Source organism: Microbacterium sp. LWH13-1.2, assembly GCF_038397735.1.
Lineage (GTDB): Bacteria > Actinomycetota > Actinomycetes > Actinomycetales > Microbacteriaceae > Microbacterium.
On record NZ_CP151635.1, the window covers coordinates 830,109 to 854,421 of the forward strand.

Consider the following 24,313-nt stretch of genomic DNA (forward strand, 5'->3'; position numbering starts at 1 on the left):
AGATTCAGCCCTGGACCCGAGCGATCCACGCCTCGACCTCGTCGGCCGTGCGGGGGATGTCTGCCGACAGGTTGACCGGGCCGTCCTCCGTCATCAGGATGTCGTCCTCGATGCGCACTCCGATGCCGCGGTACTCCGCTGGCACGGTGAGGTCGTCGATCTGGAAGTACAGGCCAGGCTCGATCGTGAACACCATGCCCGGGGCAAGGATGCCGTCGTAGTACATCTCACGGCGGGCCTGAGCGCAATCGTGCACGTCGATGCCGAGGTGGTGCGACGTGCCGTGCACCATGTAGCGGCGGTGCTGTCCTCCCGCGTCGCCGTCGAGGGCCTCCTGGGCGGTCACGGGCAGCAGACCCCATTCGGCGACACGTGCGGCGATCACCCGCATGGCGGCTTCGTGCACCTCGCGGAAGCGCACTCCGATCCGTGCTGCGGCGAAGGCGGCGTCCGCAGCCTCGCGGACGGTCTCGTAGACGCGACGCTGGACCTCGGTGAAAGTGCCGGAGACCGGCAGAGTACGGGTGATGTCGGCGGTGTACAGGCTGTCGGCCTCGACACCCGCATCGACGAGGATCAGATCCCCGGGGACGACGGTGCCGTCGTTGCGCGTCCAGTGCAGGTAGCACGCGTGAGGGCCGGAGGCGGCGATCGTGTCGTAGCCCTCGCCGTTGCCGTCCTCCCGGGCTCGGCGGTGGAACACGCCCTCGACGACGCGCTCGCCGCGTGGGTGCGCGATCGCCTCGGGGAGCGAGCGGATCACGTCCTCGAAGCCCTGAGCGGTGATGTCGACCGCGCGGCGCATCTCGGCGATCTCGAACTCGTCCTTGACCAGACGCAGCTCGGAGACGAAGCGGGTGAGGTCGTCATCCTCGTCGAGCACCAGCTCGCCGTCGACTGCGGCGAACCGGTCGAGGTGCTGCGTCTCGACCGCGAGGTCGGCGGCGACTCCTGCGAGTGAGGGACGGGGGCCGATCCAGAACTCCCCGACCGTGGCGTCCGCGTAGAACTCGGTCGTCGTGCGGTCCGCCCGCTCACGGAAGTAGAGGGTGACGTCATGACCGGCGTCGGTGGGGTCGAAGACGAGGATCGAATCGGGTTCGGAATCCGAGGCCCACCCTGTGAGGTGCGCGAATGCCGAATGCGCGCGGTACGGGTAGTCGGTGTCGTTGCTGCGCTGCTTCAGAGAACCTGCGGGGATGACGAGGCGCTTGCCGGGGAACGCGGCCGAGACGGCTGCCCGGCGGGTCGCCGCGTACGAGGCCTGTGCGCGAGGTGCGGGGATCGACTCAGGGCGCTCCGCCCAACCGGTCGAGATCGTGTCGAGGAAGCCGCGGGGGAAGGGCTGCTTGCGGTTCGTCGTCGTCGCCTCGACGGGGGTCTCTGCGGTGGGCTCTGCGATCGTGTCGCGCTCTGCGGTGCTCATCCCTCCAGTCTGTCACCTGCGCGACGGACGCGGGATGTCAGCCTGCGGGCTCGAGCTGCACCACGAGGCCGCGGTGATCGCTGCCGGCGGCGTCGTCGATGACGACAGACCCGGTGGCGGTCCAGCTCGGGGACGCCATGACGTGGTCGATCGGAGTGCTGAGGATCGCCGGAAGGGAGCTCGGCCAGGTGCCGCTGTAGCCGTTCCCGGTGCGTGTCGCGGCATCTCGGCAGTACCCCATGTCGCCGCCGTCGACACCGAGGCCGGCCATATGGTCGATCGTCGCGTTGAAGTCGCCGGCGAGGATGAAGTTCCCCTCGGGGCACTGATCGGCGATCCAGCGCAGATCGCTCTGCCACTGCGCCATGTCCTCCATGCGGGGCGCGACGGCGTGCACGGCCACGATCGCGGGGCCGCCGGCGTTCCCGCCGACCGGCATCAGCACGACACTCGGCACGGAACCCGTGTTGCTCGTGCCGTCCTCCGAGGACTCGATGACCGAGTACTCGCCGAGATCGGGGGAGACGAGGACCGTCGTGTGCCAGGACTTCGGACCATCGACGACATCCGGCTTGAACTGCACGTGGTGCACCCACATCGGGTGGTCCTGCTCGCGCAGCAGCACCGCGATCTGCTCGCCGACCTCCTCGGTTGTCTCCGGGAGCGCGACGATGTCGGCACCCCTATCGAGGATCTGCCCGGCGATCTCCTCGGCGGAGACCTCGTCGCCGGCCGTGTTCCACGTGAGAACGCGGATGCTGGAGTCCGTCGCGGCAGGAAGGGTGTCTCCACCGAACCCGCGCTGGAATCCGATGGCACCGGTCGCGCCGGCGCCGAGCAGGGCGACGATCAGGACGGATGCGGCGAAGCCACGCAGCGGCCTGGCGAGGAGGAGCAGCAGGGCGAGAGCTGCGACGACGAGGAACGCGGCGAGCACGACCCCACGAGCCGCGACGACCTGCGCGAACGGATACGTCTGCTCGAGATGGAAGAACTGCGGCCACACCACCACAGCCGTCGCGATCGCGAACAGCACGGTGACGAGGATCCCCAGTAGTCGAAACATCCCATCCAGCCTAGAAGGCGTCTCTGTGAAGTCCCTGCCGCGACGGGCTGCGCGTCCGGCATCGCCCGTCGTCGGTACGCTCGGAGGATGGCCACCGCTCGTTCCCCTCGCTTCGCAGGTCCCGCCGACCTGCACATGCACTCCAACCAGTCCGACGGCACCGAGTCGCCGGCTGAGGTGGTGCGCCAGGCGCAGAGGTTCGGGGTGCGCACGATGGCACTGACCGATCATGATCGGACCACCGGGTGGGATGAAGCGGCGGCGACCACCGCTGAACTCGGAATGACGTTCATCCCCGGTATGGAGCTGTCGGCGAAGCACGAGTGGCGCAGCGTCCACGTGCTCGGGTACCTCTTCGACCCGCTCGACGAAGCACTCAGGGCCGAGACCGACCGGATCCGCGGTGACCGGATCGGGCGCGCGGAGCGGATCGTCCGCAGCATCGGGCGTGACTACGACCTCAGCTGGGAGGACGTCCTCGCGCAGACCACCCTGGATGCGACCGTCGGACGCCCGCACATCGCCGATGCCCTGGTCGCGTGCGGCATCGTCAGAGACCGCACGGAGGCCTTCGACGGTATCCTGCACCCGCGCGAGGGCTACTACGAGCCTCACTACGCTCCCGACCCGCTCACGGCCGTGCGTCTGATCACGGATGCCGGGGGAGTCGCGATCATCGCGCACCCCGTCACGGTCGGTCGGGACCGGATGATGCCGGTTCCGTTCATCGAGAAGCTGATCGCCGCGGGCCTCGGCGGCTTCGAGATCGATCACCGCGAGAACACCGAATCCGGCAAGAAGACGTTGCGCGCGATCGTCGAGAAGCACGATCTGATCGTGACCGGCTCGAGCGACTATCACGGCACGGGCAAACCCAACCTGCCGGGGGAGAACACGACATCGGACGAGATGGTGGCCCGGCTCATCGAACGGGCGACGGGTGCCGCGCCGCGCTACGCCTGATCACGAAGGGTGCAGTGCCGCGGTCTCGCGGAGACGACAGAGGGGGCGGACGCCGCTGATGCGGCATCCGCCCCCTCTGGGGTCGATCAGATCGAGGTGTGTCAGGCTCCGACGACCGGGGCTGCACCCGCGCCGCCCGAGCCGCCGCGGCGGCGGCGGCGACGGCGTGCCGGGGCGGGCTTGCCGTCGTGGTGCTCCTTGCCTGCGCCGTCGTGGGTGCCGGCGCCTTCGGCGCTGCGGTCACCCGACGGAGCGGACTGCGAGTCGCCGGACGCCGAGTCGCTGGTGCCCTCTGCGAACGTCGAACCCACCGGGTTCGAGCCTCCGCGGCGGCGGCGACGACGACGGGTGCCGCCCTCTTCCGTTCCTTCGGCGGCGGCGTCCGCTGCGCGCTCCGGCCGAGGCGCGCGCTCGGTCTTCACCGACTGCGTCTTCGGGGCCGAGATGAGGCGGCCCTTGGTGCCGGCCGGGATGTCGAGGTCCTCGAAGAGATGCGGGCTCGACGAGTAGGTCTCTACGGGCTCGGGCTGGCCGAATTCGAGGGCTCGGTTGATGAGCGCCCACTTGTGCAGGTCCTCCCAGTCGACGAAGGTCACGGCGATGCCGGTCTTGCCCGCGCGGCCGGTACGACCGGCACGGTGCAGATACGTCTTGTCCTCGTCAGGGATGGTGTGGTTGATCACGTGCGTGACGTCGTCGACATCGATGCCTCGGGCGGCGACGTCGGTCGCGACCAGCACATCGCGCTTACCCGCCTTGAAGGCGGCCATCGAGCGCTCGCGCTGGTCCTGGCCCATGTCGCCATGGACGCCGCCGACGTTGAAGCCGCGGTCGCCGAGCTCGTCGACGAGACGCTGCGCCGCACGCTTGGTGCGGGTGAAGATCACGGTCTTGCCACGGCCCTCGGCCTGCAGGATGCGGGCGATGATCTCGTCCTTGTCGAGCGAGTGGGCGCGGTAGACGAGGTGCTTGATGTTGGCCTGCGTGAGGCCCTCGTCGGGGTCGTTGGCCCGGATGTGGATCGGGTTCGACATGAATCGGCGGGCGAGCGCGACGATCGGCCCGGGCATGGTCGCCGAGAAGAGCTGCGTGTGCCGCACGGCGGGGACGCGCTGGAAGATCTTCTCGATGTCGGCCAGGAAGCCGAGGTCGAGCATCTTGTCGGCCTCGTCGAGCACGACCTCGGTCGCGTTCGAGAGGTCGAGCAGGCGCTGGCCCGCGAGGTCGATGAGGCGACCGGGCGTGCCGACGACGATCTGCGCTCCGGCCTTGAGCTGGTCGATCTGACCCTCATAGGCCTTGCCGCCGTAGATCGCGACGACGCTGGTCGAGCGGTTGCTGGTGAGCAGGTCGATGTCCTCGTACACCTGCACCGCGAGCTCGCGAGTGGGAACCACGATCAGCGCCTTGACGCCGTGCTCCGGGTTCAGACCCAGCCGCTGCACGACGGGGATGCCGAAGCCGAAGGTCTTTCCGGTTCCGGTCTTGGCCTGGCCGATGATGTCCTGGCCGGGAAGGCCGAGGGGGATGGTCTGCTCCTGGATCGGGAATGCGTCGACGATGCCTTTGGAGGCGAGTGCGTCGACGATGTCCTGATCGATTCCGAGATCAGCGAAGGTTGTCAATGTTCAGATGCCTGTCCGGCGACCTGCGAGGATCGCCATGTTTCACGGATCCACGCCGTCTCATGTGCCACAGGCGCGGGCCCCGCTCCGACGGCGGGGACAGCACAAGCCTACCCGAGGGGGTGGTCGCGCCCGGAAGTACCGCGTCTCCCGAGTATTGTGAACCCCGTGGTGAACTGGTTCTGGAAGCGTAGGACGCCCCGGCGCACGATGACGTTGCGCAGTCGCGGGGAGCAGAGCGCATCGACGCGCGTCGACTTCGCCGAACTCGCCCCTGAGCTCACCCGATTCCTCGGACAGGCGGCGTATCTGCAGCTCGGCTACTTCGAGACGCTGACACGACTGATCAGAGCGACTCCGGAGCTGTCCGAGAAGGAGTCGCTGTCCCGTGCCGCGGGCGCGGCGCTGACGAAGCACAGGGCGATCGTCGATCTGATCGCCGAGCGCGGGGACGATCCCACGCAGCTGATGCTCCCGTTCCGGGAGAACCTCGATGCATTCCGCCGTAAGACGATCGGCGCACGCCCGCGCGAGACCCTCCTGGCCGTCTACATCACGGCGGGGATGCTCGACGACTTCTACTTCGCGCTCGCATCGAGCTATGGGGAGACGGGCGAACGGGTGGCGGAGATCCTCAGCGAGGACGATGCTCGTCACGAGATCGTCGCCATCATCCAGGAGACGATCGACGGTGACGGCGAGTGGCGCTCGCTGCTCTCGATGTGGGCTCGTCGCCTGGTCGGCGACACGATCCTCGTCTGTCGTTCGGCTCTGCGTCAGCCCGAGCTCGCCGCCATGAGCGAGGACCGCGTCGAGCTGGTCTACACCGAGCTCATGGGAGCCCATGCCCGCCGCATGGATGCGATGGGTCTGGCCTCCTAGAGCGCGACCGCTGCTCGCGCATCCGCTCGAGGCGACGCGTCAGGCGCCAGGCGTGATCACAGCCGAGGCTCCGGTCACGCCGAAGGAGATGCCGATCAGCTGATCGCTCGTGAGTGAGCGGTCAGATGCCGAGCGCGGCCTTGGCCGTGGCGTCGGACCTGCGACGGAGAGCCACGATCGCAACGGTCAGCGCAGCGGCCACCGCGACCGAGCCCAGAACGCTGGCGAGCCAGAGCCAGACGCTGTCCTCGCCGACACCCAGCCACTGCAGCCCGGTGTAGACGACAGCGGCCAGAGCCGTGGCGATCGCGGGCGTCAGTGCGACTCCGCGCAGTTCTCGGCCACCGATCATGAAGTGGGCGGCGATGCCGAGCGCGCACGCCCCGATGAGTGCGAGAAGGATGTACATCGCGGTGTCAGGCGAAGAAGCCGACGCGACGGGACTCCTCGGTGCCCAGCTCGATGTACGCCAGGTTCGCGGTGGGAACCAGGTACGAGTTCCCCTTGACATCGGAGAAGTTCAGGTGCGAGGTGTTCTGCTCGAGGGCCGAGGCGACCTGCGTGCGGACCTCGTCCGCGCTCGATGCGGTCTCGAAGCTGAGCTCGCGGCCGGTGTTGATGATGCCGATGCGGATTTCCACGCGTACTCCTGTTTTTCAGTCGACGATGCTGTGGTCGAATCGACCGCGGAGGTCGACGACTGCGCCCAACTCTACCGGGCGGCGACGCCCTCGGATCGGCCGAGCGGCCGGTTTCGCCTTGAGCGCACAGCACGTGCGGCACCGCCTCGGCCGATGATGTCCGTGCGCCCCAGTAGCGTGGAGGACATGACAGAGGATGCCGCGCAGGACGCCGTGATCGGCGCTGACGTCACAGCATCCGGAGTCATCATCGGCGCACCGGGAACGGGCAAGACCCGCACCCTCACCGAGCGCGTCGTGCATCTGCTCGACTCCCGCGGGGTCCGCCCCGAAGAGCTCCTCGTGCTCACGCCCAGCAGGCAGGCCGCGACGGCTCTGCGCGACCGGATCGGCGTGCGGATCGGTCAGGCGACTCCCGGCCCGCTGGCCCGCTCCCTCGGGTCGTTCGCCTTCCAGGTCGTTCGTGGAGCGATGGTCCGTGCAGGAGCCGAACCTCCGGCGCTGCTGACCGGCGCCGATCAGGATCGCATCATCGCCGAGCTGCTCGCGGGCGACGCCGAAGACGAGCACATCGCCTGGCCCGACGTGCTCAGCCCGTCGGTCCGTGCCTCGAAGGGGTTCCGGTCCGAGCTCCGGGCCTTCCTCGCGGAGTGCGTCGAGCTCGGCGCGCAGCCGTCAGACCTCCGTGCGGCCGGCGACCCGGCGTGGGCCGCCGTGGCCGACTTCTTCGTCGAATATCGGGCGGTTCTCGATCTGGCGCGATCCGCGCATCGGGACACCGCCGACCTGCTCGCCGAGGCCAGTGCGATCCTGCGCACGGCAGATGCAGCGGTCCTCGGCCCTCTCGCCCACCTCAGAGCCGTTCTGATCGACGACGCTCAGGAGCTCACGCGGGGCGGCATCGCGGTGGTCGAGTCCCTCCGAGCGCGCGGTATCGCCGTTCTCGCGTTCGGTGATCCCGACATCTCGTCCGGGGCGTTCCGCGGGGCGAGCCCTGAGCTGTTCGCCCGCCTCGCGACCGGGCTCGGCGAGGTGCATGTGCTCGACGGTCCGCATCGGCAGGCCGCAGCACTCACGGCGCTGACACGGACGGTCACGCAGGCGATCGGCGTATCCGGTCGTGTCGATCATCGACGTGCCCCGGTCCCTCCCGAGGCGGAGGAGCGGGGAGCGACAGCCGCCGTCAGCACCTTCGTGGCGCCGTCGCCGCATGAGGAGCTCGATCGAATCGCGGGGGTGATGCGCGAGTGGCACCTGACGCACGATGTCCCGTGGGATCGCATGGCGGTCATCGCGCACGATACCCGCCAGGTGACCCAGCTCGAGACGGAGCTGGCGGCCCGTGAGATCCCGACGCGTGCCGCCGGAGTGCAGCGACCGCTCGGCAGCGAGTCGATCGTCCGCGACATCGTCGGCATCGTGAGGCTGGCCCTCACCGCACCCGACGAGCGCTCCTCACAGGATTGGGAGGAGTCGCTGCGCACGCCGTTCGGCGGGCTGGACGCCATCGGTCTGCGGCGTCTTCGGGCACGCCTGCGCCACATCGAGCTCGAGCACGGCGGCTCCACGCCCGCCCGAGAGCTGCTGCGTCAGGCGCTGACCTCGCCCGCGCATCTCGACCTGATCGACGCGCAGGAGTCCCGCAGGGCCGCGCGCTTCGCACAGACGGTCGCCGAGGTGTCCCATGGGGCCGCAGCGGGCGAGACGATCCACGACCTCCTCTGGCGGGTCTGGGATCAGTCCCGCGCGGTCGACGGGCGGAAGCTGCAGGTCGCCTGGCGCGAGATGTCGCTGCAGGCGAGCGGGTCGGAGACGGCGAGGGCGCTCGACGCCCTCGTGTCGCTGTTCGGTGCCGCGAAGCGGTTCGTCGAGCGAACGCCCAACGAGAAGCCGGAGGTGTTCGTCCGCGACATCCTCGACAGCGAGGTGCCGGAGGACTCCCTCTCGAGTCCCGATCGACCGGGACGGGTGACTCTGCTCACGCCCGCGACGGCTCTCGGCACGGAGTTCGATGCGGTGGTGGTCGCGGGGGTTCAGGACGGCGTCTGGCCCAATGTGCGGCTCCGCGGAGGGATGCTGCAGACCTGGCGGCTCGCCGACGCGCTGTTTTCGGCCCGCACCGGAGCAGCCGAGCAGACGCCCGATGTGCTCGATCGACGGCGAGGTGCGCTGCACGACGAGCTGCGCCTCTTCGTGCGCGCGATCTCGCGGGCACGTCGACGACTCCTGATCACCGCCGTCGACGACGACGATATGACCCCGAGCCCGTTCTTCGCCTTCCTCCCGGTGCCCGATCCGCCCGAGAAGCATGCATCGGCCGAGCATCCCCTCACTCTGCGCGGCCTCGTCGCCCGCCACCGTCGCGTGCTGACATCGTCGACCTCCGCGCACGCGCGAGAGCATGCGGCCTCCCAGCTGGCAGTGCTCGCGAACGAGCGCGTGCCCGGCGCGAATCCTGCCGAATGGTACGGCGTGACACCGCCGTCGACCGATGCGCCTCTGCATGATCTCGCCGTCGAAGCCGCGCGGGTGTCGCCCTCGCGGATGGAGTCCTTCGAGGAGTGCGAGCTGAACTGGGCCGTATCCGCGCTCGGGGGCGACAGTGTGATGCCCCCTTCTGCAGGGATCGGAACGATCATCCACGAGGCGATGGAGCAGGTACCCGACGGTGAGCTGGAGCGCCTGCGCGACGTCCTCGCCGAGCATTGGCCCGAGCTCGATTTCGAGACGGCGTGGATCGGGCGGAAGGAGCGCCGTCGGGCGGATCTCTATATCGATCGGCTGCACAGCTACCTCTCGGACGTCGCGGCCGACGGCGGCCGGGTGATCGCCGGTGAGGTCGAGTTCCGCTTCGCTGTCGACGTCCCCGAGGAGGCCACTGGGGTGCCGACCGCGCGAGCGGTGAGCGCCGAGGGGGAATCCCACCCCCACGAGGCGATCGTGCACGGCTTCATCGACAGGGTCGAGGCGTACGCGCCAGGCGGTGGCGAGCATGCGAAGGCCCGAGGGCAGAAGTGGACCCGCATGGCAGACGCACAGAACGGAGAGCGCGTCGTGGTGGTCGATCTGAAGACGGGCAAGTACGAGCCCGAGAGCGAGCAGAAGGTCGCAGACCACGCCCAACTCGCGGCCTACCAGGTGGCCGTGCAGGAAGGACTCATCGAGGGAGCGGACCCGGCGGCGCTCGCTGGAGCTCGCCTCGTCCTGGTGGCGAAGACCCTCGCAGGCAGCGACTTCCGCGTCGCGCACCAGCACACTCTCGCCGGAGACGAGCGCGTGCACTTCCTCGGCCGGATCGCGGAGGCCGCTCGCGGCATGTCGGCGTCGAGCTTCACCGCACACGTCGAATCGCACTGCGCGGATACGCAGTGGCGAGTGCAGCCATGCCGGATCCACACGGTCGCCGCGGTGAGCGCATGACCGCGTGGACGGGGGCGGGGAACGGCATCTCCGCGCTCGACGTCGCGGCAGCGCTCGGGCTCCCGGCGCCGACCGAGGCGCAGCAGCGCGTGATCGAGTCGCCGCCCGCGCCCGCGCTCGTCGTCGCAGGTGCGGGGAGCGGCAAGACCGAGACGATGTCCGGTCGTGTCGTCTGGCTCGTGGCGAACGGACATGTGCGGCGCGACGAGATCCTCGGACTGACCTTCACCCGAAAGGCCGCCGGCGAGCTCGCGGAGCGGATCGGCGTCCGGCTCGCGCTCATCGACGAGTACGGCAGGCGGGGGCTCCTGCCGCACCTGCCGGAGATCGTGGCGAGCGGCGCGCTCGATCGCGTGTCCAGAGCGGCGAACGTCCGTCAGCGGGAGATCGTCAGATCGCAGGTGCTCGACGAGCTCGCAGAACGCTATGGAACCGCGGGAGACGCGACCCCGCCCGCGGTCGAGGATCTGCTGATCCGCCCCAAGGTCTCGACGTACAACGCGTTCGCAGACGGCATCGTGCGGGAGCACGCGGCACGCATCGGCCGTGACTCGGACGTCGCCATGCTGAGCCAGGCAGCGTCGTGGATGCTGGCGCGGGACATCGTTCTCCGCGCCGACCTGCCGGACCTGGAGGAGATCGACCGATCCGTGGCCGGCGTGGTCGACGCGGTCCAGCGGCTGGCCGGCGACTCGCTCGATCACCGAGCGGACCTGGATCGTGCGGATCGGATCGCGCTGCGTCAGGCCGAGGCCTTCGATCCGTATCGGAGCAATGCGGAGATCGCGACCGTCACGGCGAACCTGCGCGCTCTCCCCGCGCTCTCGGTCCTGGTGCGCGAATACATCGCCGAGAAGGAGCGCCGCGGCGTGCTGGACTTCGCGGATCAGGTCAGCGGCGCCTTCGACATCGTCGAGTCGTCGCCCGACGTGCGCGACGAGCTGCGACAGCAGCATCGGGTGGTGCTCCTGGACGAGTACCAGGACACCTCGGTGATCCAGACGCAGTTCCTCGCACGGCTCTTCCGCGACTCCGCCGTGATGGCGGTCGGAGACCCGCACCAGTCGATCTACGGATGGCGAGGTGCCAGTGCGGACAACCTGCACGCCTTCGCGCGGACGTTCTCCGAGAATGAGGCGGTCGGAAACTACAGCCTGATGACGAGCTGGCGCAACGACCGAAGCATCCTCGGCATCGCGAATCGGGTCCTCGGTCCGCTGCGCCGACCGGGGCTGGACGTGCCACCGCTCGAGGCTCGCCCCGACGCGGGTGAGGGTGCGGTGGAGATCCGGTTCCCGCTCACGGTCGACGACGAGGCGCGCGAGGTCGCCGAGTGGTTCGCCGCGCGCCGTGCGGCGCACGACGATGCGGCGAAGCCGCACACCGGAGCCATTCTGTTCCGATCGAAGCGACACATGCAGACGTTCGCCGCGGCGCTCGCCGCGCAGGGGATCCCGCACCGGATTCTCGGGCTCGGCGGACTTCTCGCGACACCCGAGGTCGTCGACGTCGTCTCGACGCTGCGGGTGCTGCACGACCCCGCCGCCGGCTCTGCGCTGATCCGCCTCCTCGTCGGACCTCGATTCGCGGTGGGCGTCGCCGACATGGCAGCCCTGCAGGAGCTCGCTGCCGAGCTGTCCCGACGTGACAGCGGGCTGCTGCCGCTCGATGACGAGCTCCGGCAGCGCATTCGCGCATCACGCGGTGCCGACGAGGCGCTCTCGATCGTCGACGCCGTCGACGTGCTTCGCGGTCTCAGCGACGACTACCGCCTTCTGGCACGGATCACTCCCGACGGACGGGCCCGCATACGCGCGGCGGGGGAGATGCTCGAACGCCTCCGTCGAGCCTCGTCGCTTCCGCTTCCCGACGTCCTGCGGCTCATCGAGCTCGAGCTGCGTCTCGACATCGAGCTCGCCGCGAATGAGACGAGGGGCCCCGCGCGTATCGCGGCGACGCAACTGCGGGCGTTCACCGACGAGGTGCGGACCTTCCTCGCAGCCGACGAGCGGGGGACCGTCTCCAGCCTCCTGGCCTGGCTCGACAAGGCCGAGAGCACCGACGAGCTGGTGCCGCGACCGGAGCCACCCGAGCCGGGTGTGGTCCAGCTGCTCACTGTTCACGGATCCAAGGGCCTCGAATGGGATGCCGTCGCTGTCGTCCGCATGGTCGAGGGCGAACTCCCGTCGCGTCCGACCGACACTGCGGGGTGGTTCGGCTTCGGGGTGCTGCCGTTCGCTCTGCGCGGCGACAGCGCGGCGCTGCCGACCTTCACCTGGATCCCACCCTCCGACGAGGAGCTCGACCCGGCCAAGCGACTGAAGGCCGGGATCGCATCGCTCACGAGCCGCAGCAAGACGGCGCCGGGCGCGCTCACGGTGTTCAAGGATTCCTACCGGGACTATCAGCAGGAGGAGGAGCGACGGCTCGCCTACGTCGCCGTCACCCGGGCGCGCAGCGACCTGCTCCTGACCGGCGCTCACTGGGCGGGGCAGAAGCAGCCGAAAGCACCGAGTCCGTACCTGATCGAGGCGATCGAGGCCACCGGTGCTCGGACGATCGACGATGTCGACCCTGAGATCAATCCCTACGACGGCCCCGGCGCGACCCTCTCCTGGCCCATCGATCCGCTCGGCGCGCGTCGAGCGGTGGTCGAGAAGGCCGCAGAATCCGTTCGCGCGGCGTCCGAGAGCGACCCGGTGGCCTCTCCCGAGTTGACTCGGCTGCTCGCCGAACGGGCGGCGCGGTTGCGGGGGACGGACGCACCGCCTCCCACGCGCGTGCCCGCCTCTCGCTTCAAGGACTACGTCACGGACTTCGGCGGCACGCTCTCATCGATAGTGCGACCGATGCCTGAGCGCCCCTATCGCCAGACCCGCCTGGGCACGCTGTTCCACGCATGGGTGGAGCGGCGCAGCGAACTCGTGGGGGTCGGGCATCGAGTCGATGAGGCGCTCTGGGAGATCGATGAGGACGACCCCGCGTTCGGAGCGGAGGGCAGCAGTGCGGAGCTCTCCCCGGCTGACGCCGAAGATCTCGACGGTCTCCAGCAGATCTTCGAGCGCAGCGAATGGGGTGGTCTGAAACCGATCGCCGTCGAGATCGAGATCGACTTCGCCCTGGGCGGAGGCACGAGTTCCGGCGACGGTCACATCGTCATCTGCAAGCTCGATGCGGTCTACCGGCGAGAAGACCGAGGCGGTCGTATCGAGATCGTCGACTGGAAGACGGGAAAGGCTCCCCGCACGGCGCAGGAGCGAGAAGAGCGGATGCTCCAGCTCGCGCTCTACCGCCTCGCGTATCACCGCCGCTTCGGAGTGCCGCTCGACGACATCGACGTCGCGCTGTACTACGTCGCGGACGACCTCGTCATCCGAGGTGACCGTGTCTACTCGGAGTCGGAGCTCTTCCAGCGCTGGAGCGCCGCCCGCGCTGCGCGCTGAGCCTCGTCTTCCGGCGAGCCGGCGTCGGTCGTTCCCGCGCGCTGAGAGCCACGATCCCGGTCGCCGTCGTCGTCGCGACTTGCATCCGTCGCACGGTCTGCTGGCGCACGGTCGGCCGACGCACGGTCGTCGGAGGCCGCCGAGCGCACCGACGTGAGATCCTCCGTCTCGAGCCCGCCCACCTGCAGGCGATGAGCGGCATCCGCGGCGGCGTCACTGAGATCGCTCGTGCTGTCGCCGTCGGCATCCTCATCGCGCCACAGCTCATTGGGGTTGTATGCGTCGGTCTGCATCGACGTGTCGACGCCCGAGAGCGTGCTCGCCGGAACGCGGTCGAGAGCGTCCAGGGCGGAATCGACTCCCTCGCTGCGCGAGGCGATGACTCCCAAGTCATCGTCGTGGAGTCCGTCGGCGAGTGCCTCGAGCAGAGCTGCGGCGTCATCGACGATGTCGGGTCGGCGCAGCGAATCGCCGTGCACCAGCCAGCGCGCGAACTCGAGCTCCGCAAGCAGCCGGGCACGCACCTCGAGCGCAGGGTCGGGAACGCGGTCCGCGGCTCGTGCATAGGACGCATGCACGTCGGCAGAGGCATCCGGTGCGGCAGAGAGCCAGGAGAGATCGACCGCAGGGTCGCCGACGGACAGCGAGTGCCATCCGATGACCCCCGTGACCTCCGGCCCGAGCTCGGGGTCGTCGCGGAAGATGAAGGATGTGGCCTGCACTCCGCCCAGCACGACGGTGGACTCGAAACGCCAGAGATCGTCGTCGGCGACGGCCTCACGCCATCGCACGGTGAGCCTGGCGGGCACGCGTCCGGTCGATGCGGCGGAATCCACGAGTCGGGCGAGTTCGTCGCGGCTCTCCTCGGCCGACCGCGTGATCAGACCTGCGCCGCGGACGACCGACGTGGGGAGGGCATGCACGGCGGCGATCGCCGCACCCATCGACTCTGCGGCGCCGCGGCCGCCCGGCACCATCGCCGCCTCGATCTGGAATCCGGGCAGCAGCTCGGTCACCAGCGCGCGTGCGTCTCCCAGCCGCGTCTCGCCGATGTACTCGGGAGCCCGGAAAGGGAGCATCGCTCGCGCTCCGGCCGTGAGGGCGCGCAGGGCGAGTGCCTCGCCGGCGAGCTCACGAGCGGTCTCGTCGTCGTCGGCCACCCGGATCGCGAGTTCGCGTCCGTCGGCGAGCGAGGCCACCGCGGAGTCGAAGCGTCCGTCGCCGTCGGCGCTGAGGATGCGGGCTCCGGTGACCTCCGCGCCGGGCAGTGCGGCAGTCACCGCCGCGGCTAGAGTGAATGGAGAGCGTCCCATACCCCCAGGGTAGGTGGACGCGGGGGCGGTCCCGCTTCCGCCACGCCCGTGAGAGAGGGAGCCGATGACCGCGAAGAGCACGTCCTTCGACCGAGCCGCCGACCTCAGGACCGAGCCGGGGGTGATCGACCGGCTCCGCTCAGACGAGACCACGCGTGTCATCGCCGTGCGTGACGGGCGGGTGCGCATCGCCGGGGGCGACCTCGACGCGGCCAGCCTGCTCAGGGTGCCGCCGTCCGAGACCCCGGACGCCACGTGGGCGCTTCTCGGACGCGACGCGCATGGTGTCGCGGTCCTGCTCGCCGTCCTGCCGCCTGAAGGCGACACCGTCGACACGACTCCGGACGAGACCTGGCTCGGGCTCCGCGACCTCGGTGCGCGTCTGAGCGCCGAAGACACCGAGCTCCTCATCGAAGCGCTGGCTCTCGGCGGCTGGCTGCGCGACGCGCCGTTTTGTCCCACCTGCGGTGGAGCGACGGAGCTTCGCCAGGCCGGATGGTCCAGGCATTGTCTCGTATGCGGACGCGAGCATTTCCCGCGCACGGACCCCGCAGTGATCGTGGCGGTCGAGAGCTCCGACGGCGAGCGACTGCTGCTTGGTGCGAACGCGAACTGGGGCGGGCGGATGTACTCCTGCTTCGCGGGTTTCACCGAGGCGGGGGAGTCCCTCGAGTCCACGGTCCACCGTGAGCTCGAGGAGGAGTCCGGAGTCCGTCTGGCGTCCCTCCGGTACGTGTCGTCGCAGCCGTGGCCGTTCCCGCGGTCGCTGATGCTCGGCTTCCGCGCAGTGGCCGTCGACGACCACGAGCTGCGTCCGGACGGTGAGGAGATCATCGACGTGCGCTGGTTCACCCGAGACGAGATCGGGTCCGCCCTCGCCGGAGACGGTCCCATCGGTCTGCCGGGCCCCGCATCCATCGCCCGCGCCCTCATCGTGTCGTGGTTCGAGGAGCGCGCGTGAGCGCGCTCGAAGCCCTCGACGATCGACAGCGCGAAGCGGCATCCGTCCTCCGAGGACCCGTCGCCGTTCTTGCCGGCGCCGGCACCGGCAAGACCAGGGTGATCACCCACCGCATCGCGCACGGCGTGGACACCGGCGCGTACTCGCCGTCGCGCGTCATGGCGGTGACCTTCACGGCCAAGGCCGCGGGGGAACTCCGAGGCCGCCTGCGCGCGCTCGGTGTCGAAGGCGTCGCCGCGCGCACCTTCCATGCTGCGGCACTCGCGCAGCTGAACTTCTTCTGGCCGACTCTCGCCGGTTCCCCCGCACCGTCGATCATCGACAACAAGGTGCGGATGCTCGGTCAGGCCGCCGATGCTATGCGTCTGCGTCCGAGCACCGCCACTCTCCGGGACATCGCCTCAGAGATCGAATGGCGCAAGGTCTCCATGCTCTCGGTCGAGCAGCACGCGTCACTCGGCCGTTCCATGAGCGGAATCGACACGGAGCAGCTCATGGAGCTCCAGCAGCGCTACGAATCCCTCAAGGATGAGCGTCGTCAGCTCGACTTCGAGGACGTGCTGCTGGCGTGCGCAGGCATGCTCGAGGCGGAACCGCGGGTCGCCGCGTCCGTGCACGAGCAGTACCGCCACTTCACGGTCGATGAGTACCAGGACGTCTCGCCGCTGCAGAACCGGCTGCTCGAGCTCTGGCTCGGCGATCGCAAAGACATCTGCGTCGTCGGCGACGCGAGCCAGACCATCTACTCGTTCGCCGGCGCCGAGCAGCGCTTCCTGCTCGAGTTCGAACGACGCCATCCGGATGCGACGGTGGTGCGACTCGAGACCAATTACCGCTCGCAGGCGCCGATCCTCGAAGCGGCCAACGCCCTCATGAAGGGGAGGCCGGGGGCGCTCGAACTCGTCCCGGCGCGCGAGACCTTCAACGCGGACTCGCCCACGGTGACCGCCTACGACACCGAGCGGGAGGAGGCCGAGGGCATCGCCGCCGCCGTGTCGGCGCGGATCGAAGCCGGAGCGTCGCCTGCAGACATCGCGCTGCTGTACCGTGCCCATGCGCAGTCCGCCGTGCTGCAGCAGGCGCTCGCTGCCGAGGGCATCGCGACATCGGTGCTGGGCGGCACCCGGTTCTTCGCCATGCCGGAGGTGCGTCAGGCGATCCTCGCGCTGCGGGCCGCCGCCGTGGCGCCGACCGAGCACGGGTTCCTCCCCGGTGTGCAGCGGGTGCTGCGGGAACTCGGACTCACCGATGAGCCACCGGAAGCCGGCGGAGCCCAGCGCGACGGGTGGGAGGCGCGACGGGCGATCCTCCGACTGGCGGAGGATGCAGGTCCCGACGAGAACCTCCGCAGCTTCAGCGATGCGCTCATGGCGCGCGCAAAGGACCAGCACGAGCCCACGATGCGCACTGTGACCCTGTCCACGCTCCATGCGGCCAAGGGCCTCGAGTGGCCGCACGTGTACCTCGCGGGGTGGGCGGAGGGCGCGCTGCCGATCTCGTACGCCACCGGCTTCGAGGCGATCGACGAGGAGCGCCGTCTCGCCTACGTGGGTGTCACGCGCGCCGCGCGTACGCTCTCGCTGTCGTGGTCTCGTTCAGCGGGACGGGGGGAGCGGGCGCCGTCGCGGTTCCTGGCAGAGATAGGAACGACTGCTCGCGGCACCGGCATTCTCCGTGAAACGTCAGTGAACGCCACGCGCGCCGACCGTCGCCGCTGACCTCGACGAAAGACCCGGGTGGAGTCGTCGTCGCGAGCAGACGCGCGACCAGGGTCGCCGCCTCCGCGATCCGGGAGACGCTGATCGAACCGGATTGCCTGCCGATGAGCTGCGCGTGCATCCGTGGCCATGCCGAGTCGCGGTCGCGCTCGTGCTCATCCCTGCACGTCAGACAGGGAGAGTCGCCGGGCACGATCAGAGGCCCGATCGTCGTTCGACCGCGCTCCAGCGACACGGGCAGATGGGCGATGTCCTCGCGGAGGTAGCGCGCGAAGTGGAGGGCCGCAGCAGCCCCCTCGACGAGTACGACACCGATGTCCGCCGGTTCCTCTCGCACACCTGAGGCCACGCCCTCGTCGAGCAGCGCGTCGCGCATCCGGTACTCGCAGCGTCCGTCGAGGACGTCGATGCTCTCGACCCAGGCCGCGCGGGGTGCAGCGGAGTCCTCCACGAGCAGCGGCTCGAGGCGGGCCAGGAGCATCCGTGCGTCGGCGCGGGGAGCACCCGACGCGTGTGCGATGACATCGAAGGCCGAGCGTCGGAACCCTGCGGCCATCCGTGCGACAAGGCGCTCGACCCACGGCTCCGCCGCCGAGATGCGGAGGGTGCCCTCGATCCCGATCTGCAGGGTGTCTCCGTCGCGCCAGAGCAACGGCACGGAGGGATCCAGGCGAGTGGTGATCTGAGGAGTCAGCGGAGACATCCCTCGATTCTGCGGACTCCGCAGCTTCCGATGTGGTCGTCGCCGGCATCCGTGGACAAGTCGTCGGGTGTCGTGCTCATCGAAGGGAGACCGGCGAGCAGAACACCGTCGATCACGCCGTCGATCACACCGGGCGGTCGCCGCCCGGACCGTCGTCGCCGTCGCGATCCCGGGCGTCGTCATCCGGGGTATCGGTTCCTGCGGAGTCGTCCGTCTCCTCCGACTTCTCGCCCGAGAAGTCGTCGCCGTCGAGCAGACGGGCGAGTGCTTCGTCGAACTCATCGGCGACGGGCTGCTCGCCACGCGCCGTCGCCTGGAGGCGCGCGACGAGCTTCGAGGGGTCGTCGATGTCGTCGGACGTCGGCATGAGGTCGGGATAGTCCCAGAGCGCATCGCGTCCGGCGATGCCCACGGCATCGGTGACCGCCTGCCACATGGCCGAGGCCTCGCGGAGGCGGCGAGGCCGCAGCTTCAGGCCGACGAGCGCACCGAGCGCATCCTCCGCGGGCCCGCCCACAGCGCGACGGCGACGCGCCGCCTCGGCGATCCGGGCGCCGTCGGGAAGGCGGGATGTCGCCTGCGCGGTGACCACATCGACCCAGCCGTCGATCGTCGCGACGAGGTTCTCCAGACGTGCAAGCGCCTCGCGCTGAGCGTCCGTCTGGGTGGGGAGCAGGGCTCCGCCTTCGATCGCCGCTCGGAGCTCCTCGGGGTTGGAGGGGTCGAGGCGGCTGGCGACGTCCTCGAGGGCATCGACGTCGACGGTGACTCCGCGCGCGAAGTCGGTGATCTGCGCCATGACGTGCAGGTGCAGCCACTTGGCGTGGCGATACAGGCGTGCGTATGCGAGCTCGCGGGTCGCGAGATACAGCGTGATCTGGTCTTCGGGGATCTCCAGACCCTCGCCGAAGGCGGTGAGGTTCTGCGGGATCACGGCCGCGGTACCGGCGGGGAGCACGGGGATGCCGACGTCTCCGCCCGACACGACCTCGAGCGAGAGGTTGCCGAGCACCTGGCCGAACTGCGCGGCGAACACCGATCCTCCGAGTCCGCGCATGAGCTTTCCCGCCCCCTGCACGACCTCGCGCATGTCTTCGGGCACCTGGGTGTCGAGCGCGCTGGTGAGTGCGTCGGCGATGCTCGTCGACACGGGGTCGGCGATCTCCTTCCACACGGGCAGGGTCGCTTCGACCCATTCGCCCCTGGTCATCGCTCGGGGAGCCTCGGCGAGTTCGGAGATCGTCGTCGCCTCACCGAGCCAGAGGTTGGCGAGTGCGAAGGAGTCGACGAGCGATGTGCGCGAGCCGTCTGTGATTCCGAGCCCGTCGCGGTTCGCGATGTGCAGCGCCTGACGGAGCGCGTTCTCCCACGCGTCGCCGCCGAAGGCGCCCTGGAGCTGCGACATGATCGTCTGCATCATCGCCGGGTCCAGCTGGATGCCCTCCATGCCCGCGAACGCGTTCTGCAGCGCCTCGGGGTCGATGTCGCCGGCGCCCTGGCCGGACATCATTCGTCGGAGGAACTCCTGGAAGTCCTCGGGGGTCGGGTCGTTGTCTGACATGTCGCTCGCCTCTCAGCACGCCTAAAGCCGTGGCATCTACGCTAGTCACAGGATCGGCCGCGAGACCCCGAAGCGGGCAGATCGCTGTACGCCGCCCGCGAACGACGGAGGAACACTGTGGATCGAACACGGTCTGTGAAGCTCGGACTCGGTGTCTGGGCGCTGATCGTCGCCTTGATCGCGCTCGTCGTGCTGACCTTCCTTCCGACGCCGTATGTCATCCAGCGGCCCGGTCCCGTGTACGACACTCTCGGCACCGCCGCGGGCGCCGACGGTGAACAGGTGCCTCTCATCCAGATCGAGGGCGCCGAGACCTTCGAGACCGCGGGCACGCTCGACCTCACGACCGTCCAGGTCGTCGGCAACCGCGAGCGCACGCCGAGCTGGTTCGAGCTGGCCCTCGCATGGATGGACTCCTCCCGCGCCGTCGTGCCGCTCGATTCGGTCTTCCCCGAGGGAGTCACCACCGAGCAGCGGGACGAGCGCAATGCGACCCTGATGGTCGATTCTCAGCACGAGGCGACCGCGGCGGCACTGAACGAACTCGGTTACGACACGGGCGCCGAGGTGGCGGTGGTCGACGTCGTCGACGGCGCACCCGCCGAAGGGAGCCTCGAGCCCGAGGACGTCATCACCGCGATCGACGGCACGGCGGTGGCGTCGGCGAAGCAGCTGCGACAGGCGATCCAGGATGCCGGGGGAGCCCCTGTCGCGCTCACGGTGCAGCGCGGAGGCGAGGAGACGGTCGTCGAGGTGACCCCGGAGAAGCAGGTCGACGCAGGCGTCACCACCTGGTTGATCGGTGTCACCCTGCGCACCGACTACGACTTCGAGATCGATGTCACCCTCCAACTCGACAACGTCGGCGGACCGAGCGCCGGGATGATGTTCGCGCTCGGGATCATCGACACCCTCACCGAGGGCGAGCTCAACGGCGGTGAGAACGTCGCGGGGACCGGCACGATCGAGGCCGACGGCACGGTCGGGCCGATCGGCGGCATCCGCCAGAAGCTCTACGGTGCCCGTGATGCGGGAGCCGAGTACTTCCTCGCACCCCGCACGAACTGCGACGAAGTCACCGGTCACGTGCCGGACGGCCTCACCGTGGTCAGCACCTCGACTCTGGAGGAATCACTCGATGCGCTCGAGGTGATCGCGAACGGCGGCGATGTGGGATCGCTCCCGACCTGCGACGTCGTGACCTCCCCGTGATAGGTATGACAGCCGCAGCACAGTAAGGCGTGCCTAGGATGGGAGGGTGACCTCGACTTCTGCACCGAACCCGGCCACTCCCCGAACCTCGCGAAGAATCTTCGGTATCTCGTTGGCGATCATCGCCGCGCTGATCGCCGTCTTCTTCGTCTTCGCGTCGCTCTACACCGAATTCCTCTGGTTCGACCAGGTGGGCTTCGCGGGAGTGCTCACCACCCAATGGTTCGCCACGGCGGTGATGTTCGTCGTCGGGTTCCTCGGCATGGCCGTTCCGCTCTTCGTGGCCATCCAGCTCGCGTACCGACTGCGTCCCGTCTACGTGCGGCTCAGCTCGCAGCTCGACCGGTATCAGGAGGTCATCGAGCCGCTGCGTCGCCTCGCGATGTGGGGCATGCCGATCTTCTTCGGCCTGTTCGCCGGCTTCTCGGCCGCGAGCCAGTGGAAGACCGTGTGGCTCTGGGCCAACGGCGTCGCCACCGACACGACCGACCCGCAGTTCGGCGTGGACACGGGCTTCTACATGTTCGCGATGCCGTTCTACTCGATCCTGCTGGCCTTCGTGTCGGCCGTGCTGCTGCTCACGCTCATCGTGACGGCGCTCGTGTCGTACCTCTACGGTTCGGTCCGGATCGGCCAGGGAGAGCTGCGCATCTCGAAGCCCGCCCGCATCCAGCTCGCGATCATCGCCGGCCTCTATCTGCTGGTGCAGGCCGCGAGTCTGTGGCTCGACCGCTACAAGACCCTCGTCGCCCAGGACGACCGCATCGTCGGCCCCGCGTACACGGGTGTCAATGCGACCATCCCCGGCCTCGCGATCCTGACGATCATCGCCGCGATCGTGGCGATCCTCTTCTTCGTGACGGCCGTGATCGGCCGCTGGCGCTTCCCCCTCGCCGCGACCGCTCTGCTGATCGTCGCCTCGCTCGTGATCGGCGTCGGCTTCCCGTGGGCCGTGACCACCTTCCAGGTGCGCCCGAACCAGAACGCCTATCAGGCGGAGTTCTATCAGCGGAACATCGACGGCACCAAAGAGGCGTACGGGGTCGCCGATCTCGAGACGACGCCCTTCGAGGCCGAGACCGACGCCGAGGCGGGGCAGCTGCGTGAGGATGCCGAGACCACGGCATCCATCCGCATCGTGGACCCGAACGTGATCAGTCCGGCCGTACGTCAGCTCGAGCAGTACCGCGGGTACTACCAGTTCCAGGAGAAGCTCGACGTCGACCGCTACGAGATCGACGGGGAGATGCAGGACACAGTCGTGTCCGTCCGCGACCTCGACATGAACGGTGTCGACGTCACGAACTGGAACAACCGCGCTGCGGTCTACACCCACGGCTACGGACTCGTGGCGGCCGCCGGCAACCAGCGCACCAGCGACGGCGAGCCGGTGTTCCTCGAGCGAGGCATCCCTTCGTCGGGATTCCTCACCGATCAGGAGAACTTCGAGCCTCGCGTGTACTTCGGTGAGAACTCTCCCGAGTACTCGATCGTCGGCGCTCCCGAGGGAACCGATCCCGTCGAGATCGACTACCCGCGAGGCAAGGACGGCGCGAGCGAGACGAAGACGACGTTCGAGGGCGATGGCGGGCCGCAGATCGGCAACACCTTCACCAAGCTCCTGTACGCGCTGAAGTTCCAGTCGGAGCAGATCCTCTTCTCGAACCTCGTGAACGACGACTCGCAGATCCTGTACGACCGCGATCCTAAGACGCGCGTACAGAAGGTCGCACCGTACCTCGAACTCGACAGCGACCCGTACCCGAGCGTCGTGGACGGCAAGATCGTCTGGATCGTCGACGGGTACACGACGAGTTCCACGTATCCGTACTCGACGAACGTGAGCCTGTCGGACGCGATCGCGGATTCGAACCTCCCGTCGCCGACCATCGCGATCGACGAGATCAACTACATCCGCAACTCGGTCAAGGCCACCGTCGACGCCTACGACGGTTCGGTCACCCTGTACGCGTGGGATGACCAGGATCCGGTGCTGCAGACGTGGCAGAACATCTACCCGTCGACGTTGAAGTCCGTCAGCGACATGTCGGCAGACCTGATGAGTCACGTCCGCTACCCGACGGACCTGTTCAAGGTGCAGCGCGACATCCTCGGCACGTATCACATCGACACCGCCGGTTCGTTCGCTCAGCAGGACAACCGCTGGCAGACGCCGAACGATCCGCGCAGCGACTCGGTCCTGCAGCCGCCGTACTACCTGACGATGCAGATGCCGGGGCAGGAGTCGCCGCGGTTCTCGATGTTCTCGACGTTCATCCCGTCCGCTCAGGGCGGCAGCAACCGTGACGTCCTGATGGGATATCTGGCCGTCGACTCGGACGCAGGTTCCGAGGCCGGCGTGAAGGCCGAGGGGTACGGGCAGCTGCGAATGCTCGAGATCGATACCGATACGACGGTGCCCGGCCCCGGACAGGTGCAGAACACCTACAACTCGGACACGGCCGTGGTGCCGCAGCTCAACCTGCTGCAGCAGGGTGAGTCCGAGGTGCTGTACGGAAACCTGCTCACTCTGCCCGTCGGCGGCGGTCTGCTCTATGTGCAGCCGGTCTACGTGCAGTCGTCCGAGGGGACCAAGCTGCCTCGTCTGCAGAAGGTCCTCGTGGCCTTCGGAGACAAGGTCGCGTTCGAGGACACCCTGACCGCGGCGCTCGACACTCTGTTCGGCGGCGACGCCGGTGCGACGGGTGGAGACGACCAGGTCGAGCCCACCGAGCCGGATCCCGACACGGGGGAGGTTCCCACCGAGCCGACCACGCCGACCGATGCCGAAGCTGAGGCTCTCGCCGCGGCGCAGCAGGCGCTCACCGACCGTGAGGCGGCTCTCAAGGAGGGCGACCTGACCAAGTTCGCCGAGGCGGACAAGCGCCTCACCGACGCGGTGAACACGCTTCTCGGGCTGGAGAGCTCGTCGGGGGAGTGATCCCGCAGTGACATCGTCGAATGGGCGCCCGAGAGGGCGTCCATTCGCGTTTCCGGGGCTTCTCGCCGCAGGTCTGCACGCTCGGCCGTTCCGCGCAACCCCCGCGCCGTGGGCGCCGACTCTGTCTAGCGTCGATTGCAGAGGCGGTATCGCGTCTCCCGATCGAAGGGGAGCAGATGAGCACCATCACCCGCATAGTGTTCGACGACGAGGAGTTCGTGCTCACGGCCGCGCAGGATCTGGTCGACCTCATGGGGAGGATCGAGACGGCTGCCCGCACGCGCCCCACCTTCGTCGGCTTCTCCGCCCGTACCGGCATGATGAGCGTCCTTGTCTGCGCCGCCACCCGGGTCAAGGTCGCCGTGGAACCGCGGCAGGAGAGGGATGACCGGCCCCTCGTCCCTGCCGACCCCTCGCTCGAGTGGGACTACTGAGGTT

General features: G+C 68.9%; 16 protein-coding genes. 9 read left to right on the forward strand and 7 right to left on the reverse strand.

Annotation, left to right across the window (positions count from 1 at the left end; all coding sequences use genetic code 11):
• Window positions 1-4: 4 nt before the first annotated feature.
• Window positions 5-1,426, reverse strand: coding sequence for an aminopeptidase P family protein (locus tag MRBLWH13_RS03795; protein ID WP_341956982.1), 1,422 nt, complete (start codon window positions 1,424-1,426; stop codon window positions 5-7).
• Window positions 1,427-1,463: 37 nt separating this feature from the next.
• A complete protein-coding gene (locus tag MRBLWH13_RS03800; RefSeq protein ID WP_341956983.1) occupies window positions 1,464-2,492 on the reverse strand; it encodes an endonuclease/exonuclease/phosphatase family protein in 1,029 nt (342 codons plus the stop codon).
• Between the two features lie 87 nt (window positions 2,493-2,579).
• Here MRBLWH13_RS03800 and MRBLWH13_RS03805 point away from each other — a divergent pair, with 87 nt between their 5' ends.
• Window positions 2,580-3,455, forward strand: a complete 876-nt coding sequence (locus MRBLWH13_RS03805) for a PHP domain-containing protein (RefSeq protein ID WP_341956984.1) — start codon at window positions 2,580-2,582, stop codon at window positions 3,453-3,455.
• 101 nt (window positions 3,456-3,556) lie between these two features.
• On the opposite strand, the gene MRBLWH13_RS03810 is transcribed toward MRBLWH13_RS03805, so the two are convergent.
• Complete coding sequence (locus MRBLWH13_RS03810; RefSeq protein WP_341956986.1) at window positions 3,557-5,080, reverse strand: DEAD/DEAH box helicase; 1,524 nt, start codon at window positions 5,078-5,080, stop codon at window positions 3,557-3,559.
• A 168-nt stretch (window positions 5,081-5,248) separates the two neighbouring features.
• On the opposite strand from MRBLWH13_RS03810, the gene MRBLWH13_RS03815 reads away from it, so the two are divergent.
• Window positions 5,249-5,962, forward strand: coding sequence for a ferritin-like fold-containing protein (locus MRBLWH13_RS03815; protein ID WP_056508846.1), 714 nt, complete (start codon window positions 5,249-5,251; stop codon window positions 5,960-5,962).
• A 121-nt stretch (window positions 5,963-6,083) separates the two neighbouring features.
• Here the strand turns inward: MRBLWH13_RS03815 and MRBLWH13_RS03820 are convergent, their stop codons facing one another.
• Together MRBLWH13_RS03820 and MRBLWH13_RS03825 are read right to left on the reverse strand one after the other, a co-directional pair.
• Window positions 6,084-6,371 (reverse strand): hypothetical protein, encoded by a 288-nt coding sequence (locus tag MRBLWH13_RS03820; RefSeq protein ID WP_056508852.1) that lies wholly within the window; start codon window positions 6,369-6,371, stop codon window positions 6,084-6,086.
• 7 nt (window positions 6,372-6,378) lie between these two features.
• A complete protein-coding gene (locus MRBLWH13_RS03825; protein ID WP_056308584.1) occupies window positions 6,379-6,603 on the reverse strand; it encodes a DUF3107 domain-containing protein in 225 nt (74 codons plus the stop codon).
• A 186-nt stretch (window positions 6,604-6,789) separates the two neighbouring features.
• Here MRBLWH13_RS03825 and MRBLWH13_RS03830 point away from each other — a divergent pair, with 186 nt between their 5' ends.
• Together MRBLWH13_RS03830 and MRBLWH13_RS03835 are read left to right on the forward strand one after the other, a co-directional pair.
• Window positions 6,790-10,023: an ATP-dependent DNA helicase gene (locus MRBLWH13_RS03830; RefSeq protein ID WP_341956987.1), complete on the forward strand. Its 3,234-nt coding sequence runs from the start codon at window positions 6,790-6,792 to the stop codon at window positions 10,021-10,023.
• A complete protein-coding gene (locus MRBLWH13_RS03835) occupies window positions 9,987-13,466 on the forward strand; it encodes an ATP-dependent DNA helicase (RefSeq protein ID WP_341956988.1) in 3,480 nt (1,159 codons plus the stop codon). The genes MRBLWH13_RS03830 and MRBLWH13_RS03835 overlap by 37 nt, the downstream gene beginning before the upstream one ends.
• Here MRBLWH13_RS03835 and MRBLWH13_RS03840 read toward each other — a convergent pair.
• On the reverse strand, window positions 13,412-14,746 hold the full coding sequence (locus MRBLWH13_RS03840) for a phosphotransferase (protein ID WP_341956989.1): 1,335 nt from the start codon (window positions 14,744-14,746) through the stop codon (window positions 13,412-13,414). The two genes, MRBLWH13_RS03835 and MRBLWH13_RS03840, sit on opposite strands and share 55 nt — an antisense overlap.
• 97 nt (window positions 14,747-14,843) lie before the next feature.
• On the opposite strand from MRBLWH13_RS03840, the gene nudC reads away from it, so the two are divergent.
• Complete coding sequence (nudC, locus tag MRBLWH13_RS03845) at window positions 14,844-15,740, forward strand: NAD(+) diphosphatase (RefSeq protein ID WP_341956990.1); 897 nt, start codon at window positions 14,844-14,846, stop codon at window positions 15,738-15,740.
• Window positions 15,737-17,458, forward strand: coding sequence for an ATP-dependent helicase (locus MRBLWH13_RS03850; protein WP_341956991.1), 1,722 nt, complete (start codon window positions 15,737-15,739; stop codon window positions 17,456-17,458). Before nudC ends, MRBLWH13_RS03850 begins: the two co-directional genes overlap by 4 nt.
• A gap of 827 nt (window positions 17,459-18,285) precedes the next feature.
• Here MRBLWH13_RS03850 and MRBLWH13_RS03855 read toward each other — a convergent pair.
• Window positions 18,286-19,722, reverse strand: coding sequence for a zinc-dependent metalloprotease (locus MRBLWH13_RS03855; protein WP_341956992.1), 1,437 nt, complete (start codon window positions 19,720-19,722; stop codon window positions 18,286-18,288).
• Between the two features lie 117 nt (window positions 19,723-19,839).
• Between MRBLWH13_RS03855 and MRBLWH13_RS03860 the strand changes: the two genes are divergently transcribed.
• From MRBLWH13_RS03860 to MRBLWH13_RS03870, 3 genes are all read left to right on the forward strand, one after another.
• Complete coding sequence (locus tag MRBLWH13_RS03860; protein WP_341956993.1) at window positions 19,840-20,934, forward strand: S16 family serine protease; 1,095 nt, start codon at window positions 19,840-19,842, stop codon at window positions 20,932-20,934.
• A 46-nt stretch (window positions 20,935-20,980) separates the two neighbouring features.
• A complete protein-coding gene (locus MRBLWH13_RS03865; protein ID WP_341956995.1) occupies window positions 20,981-23,875 on the forward strand; it encodes a UPF0182 family protein in 2,895 nt (964 codons plus the stop codon).
• 176 nt (window positions 23,876-24,051) lie between these two features.
• Window positions 24,052-24,309, forward strand: coding sequence for a hypothetical protein (locus MRBLWH13_RS03870; protein ID WP_341956996.1), 258 nt, complete (start codon window positions 24,052-24,054; stop codon window positions 24,307-24,309).
• Window positions 24,310-24,313 lie beyond the last annotated feature (4 nt).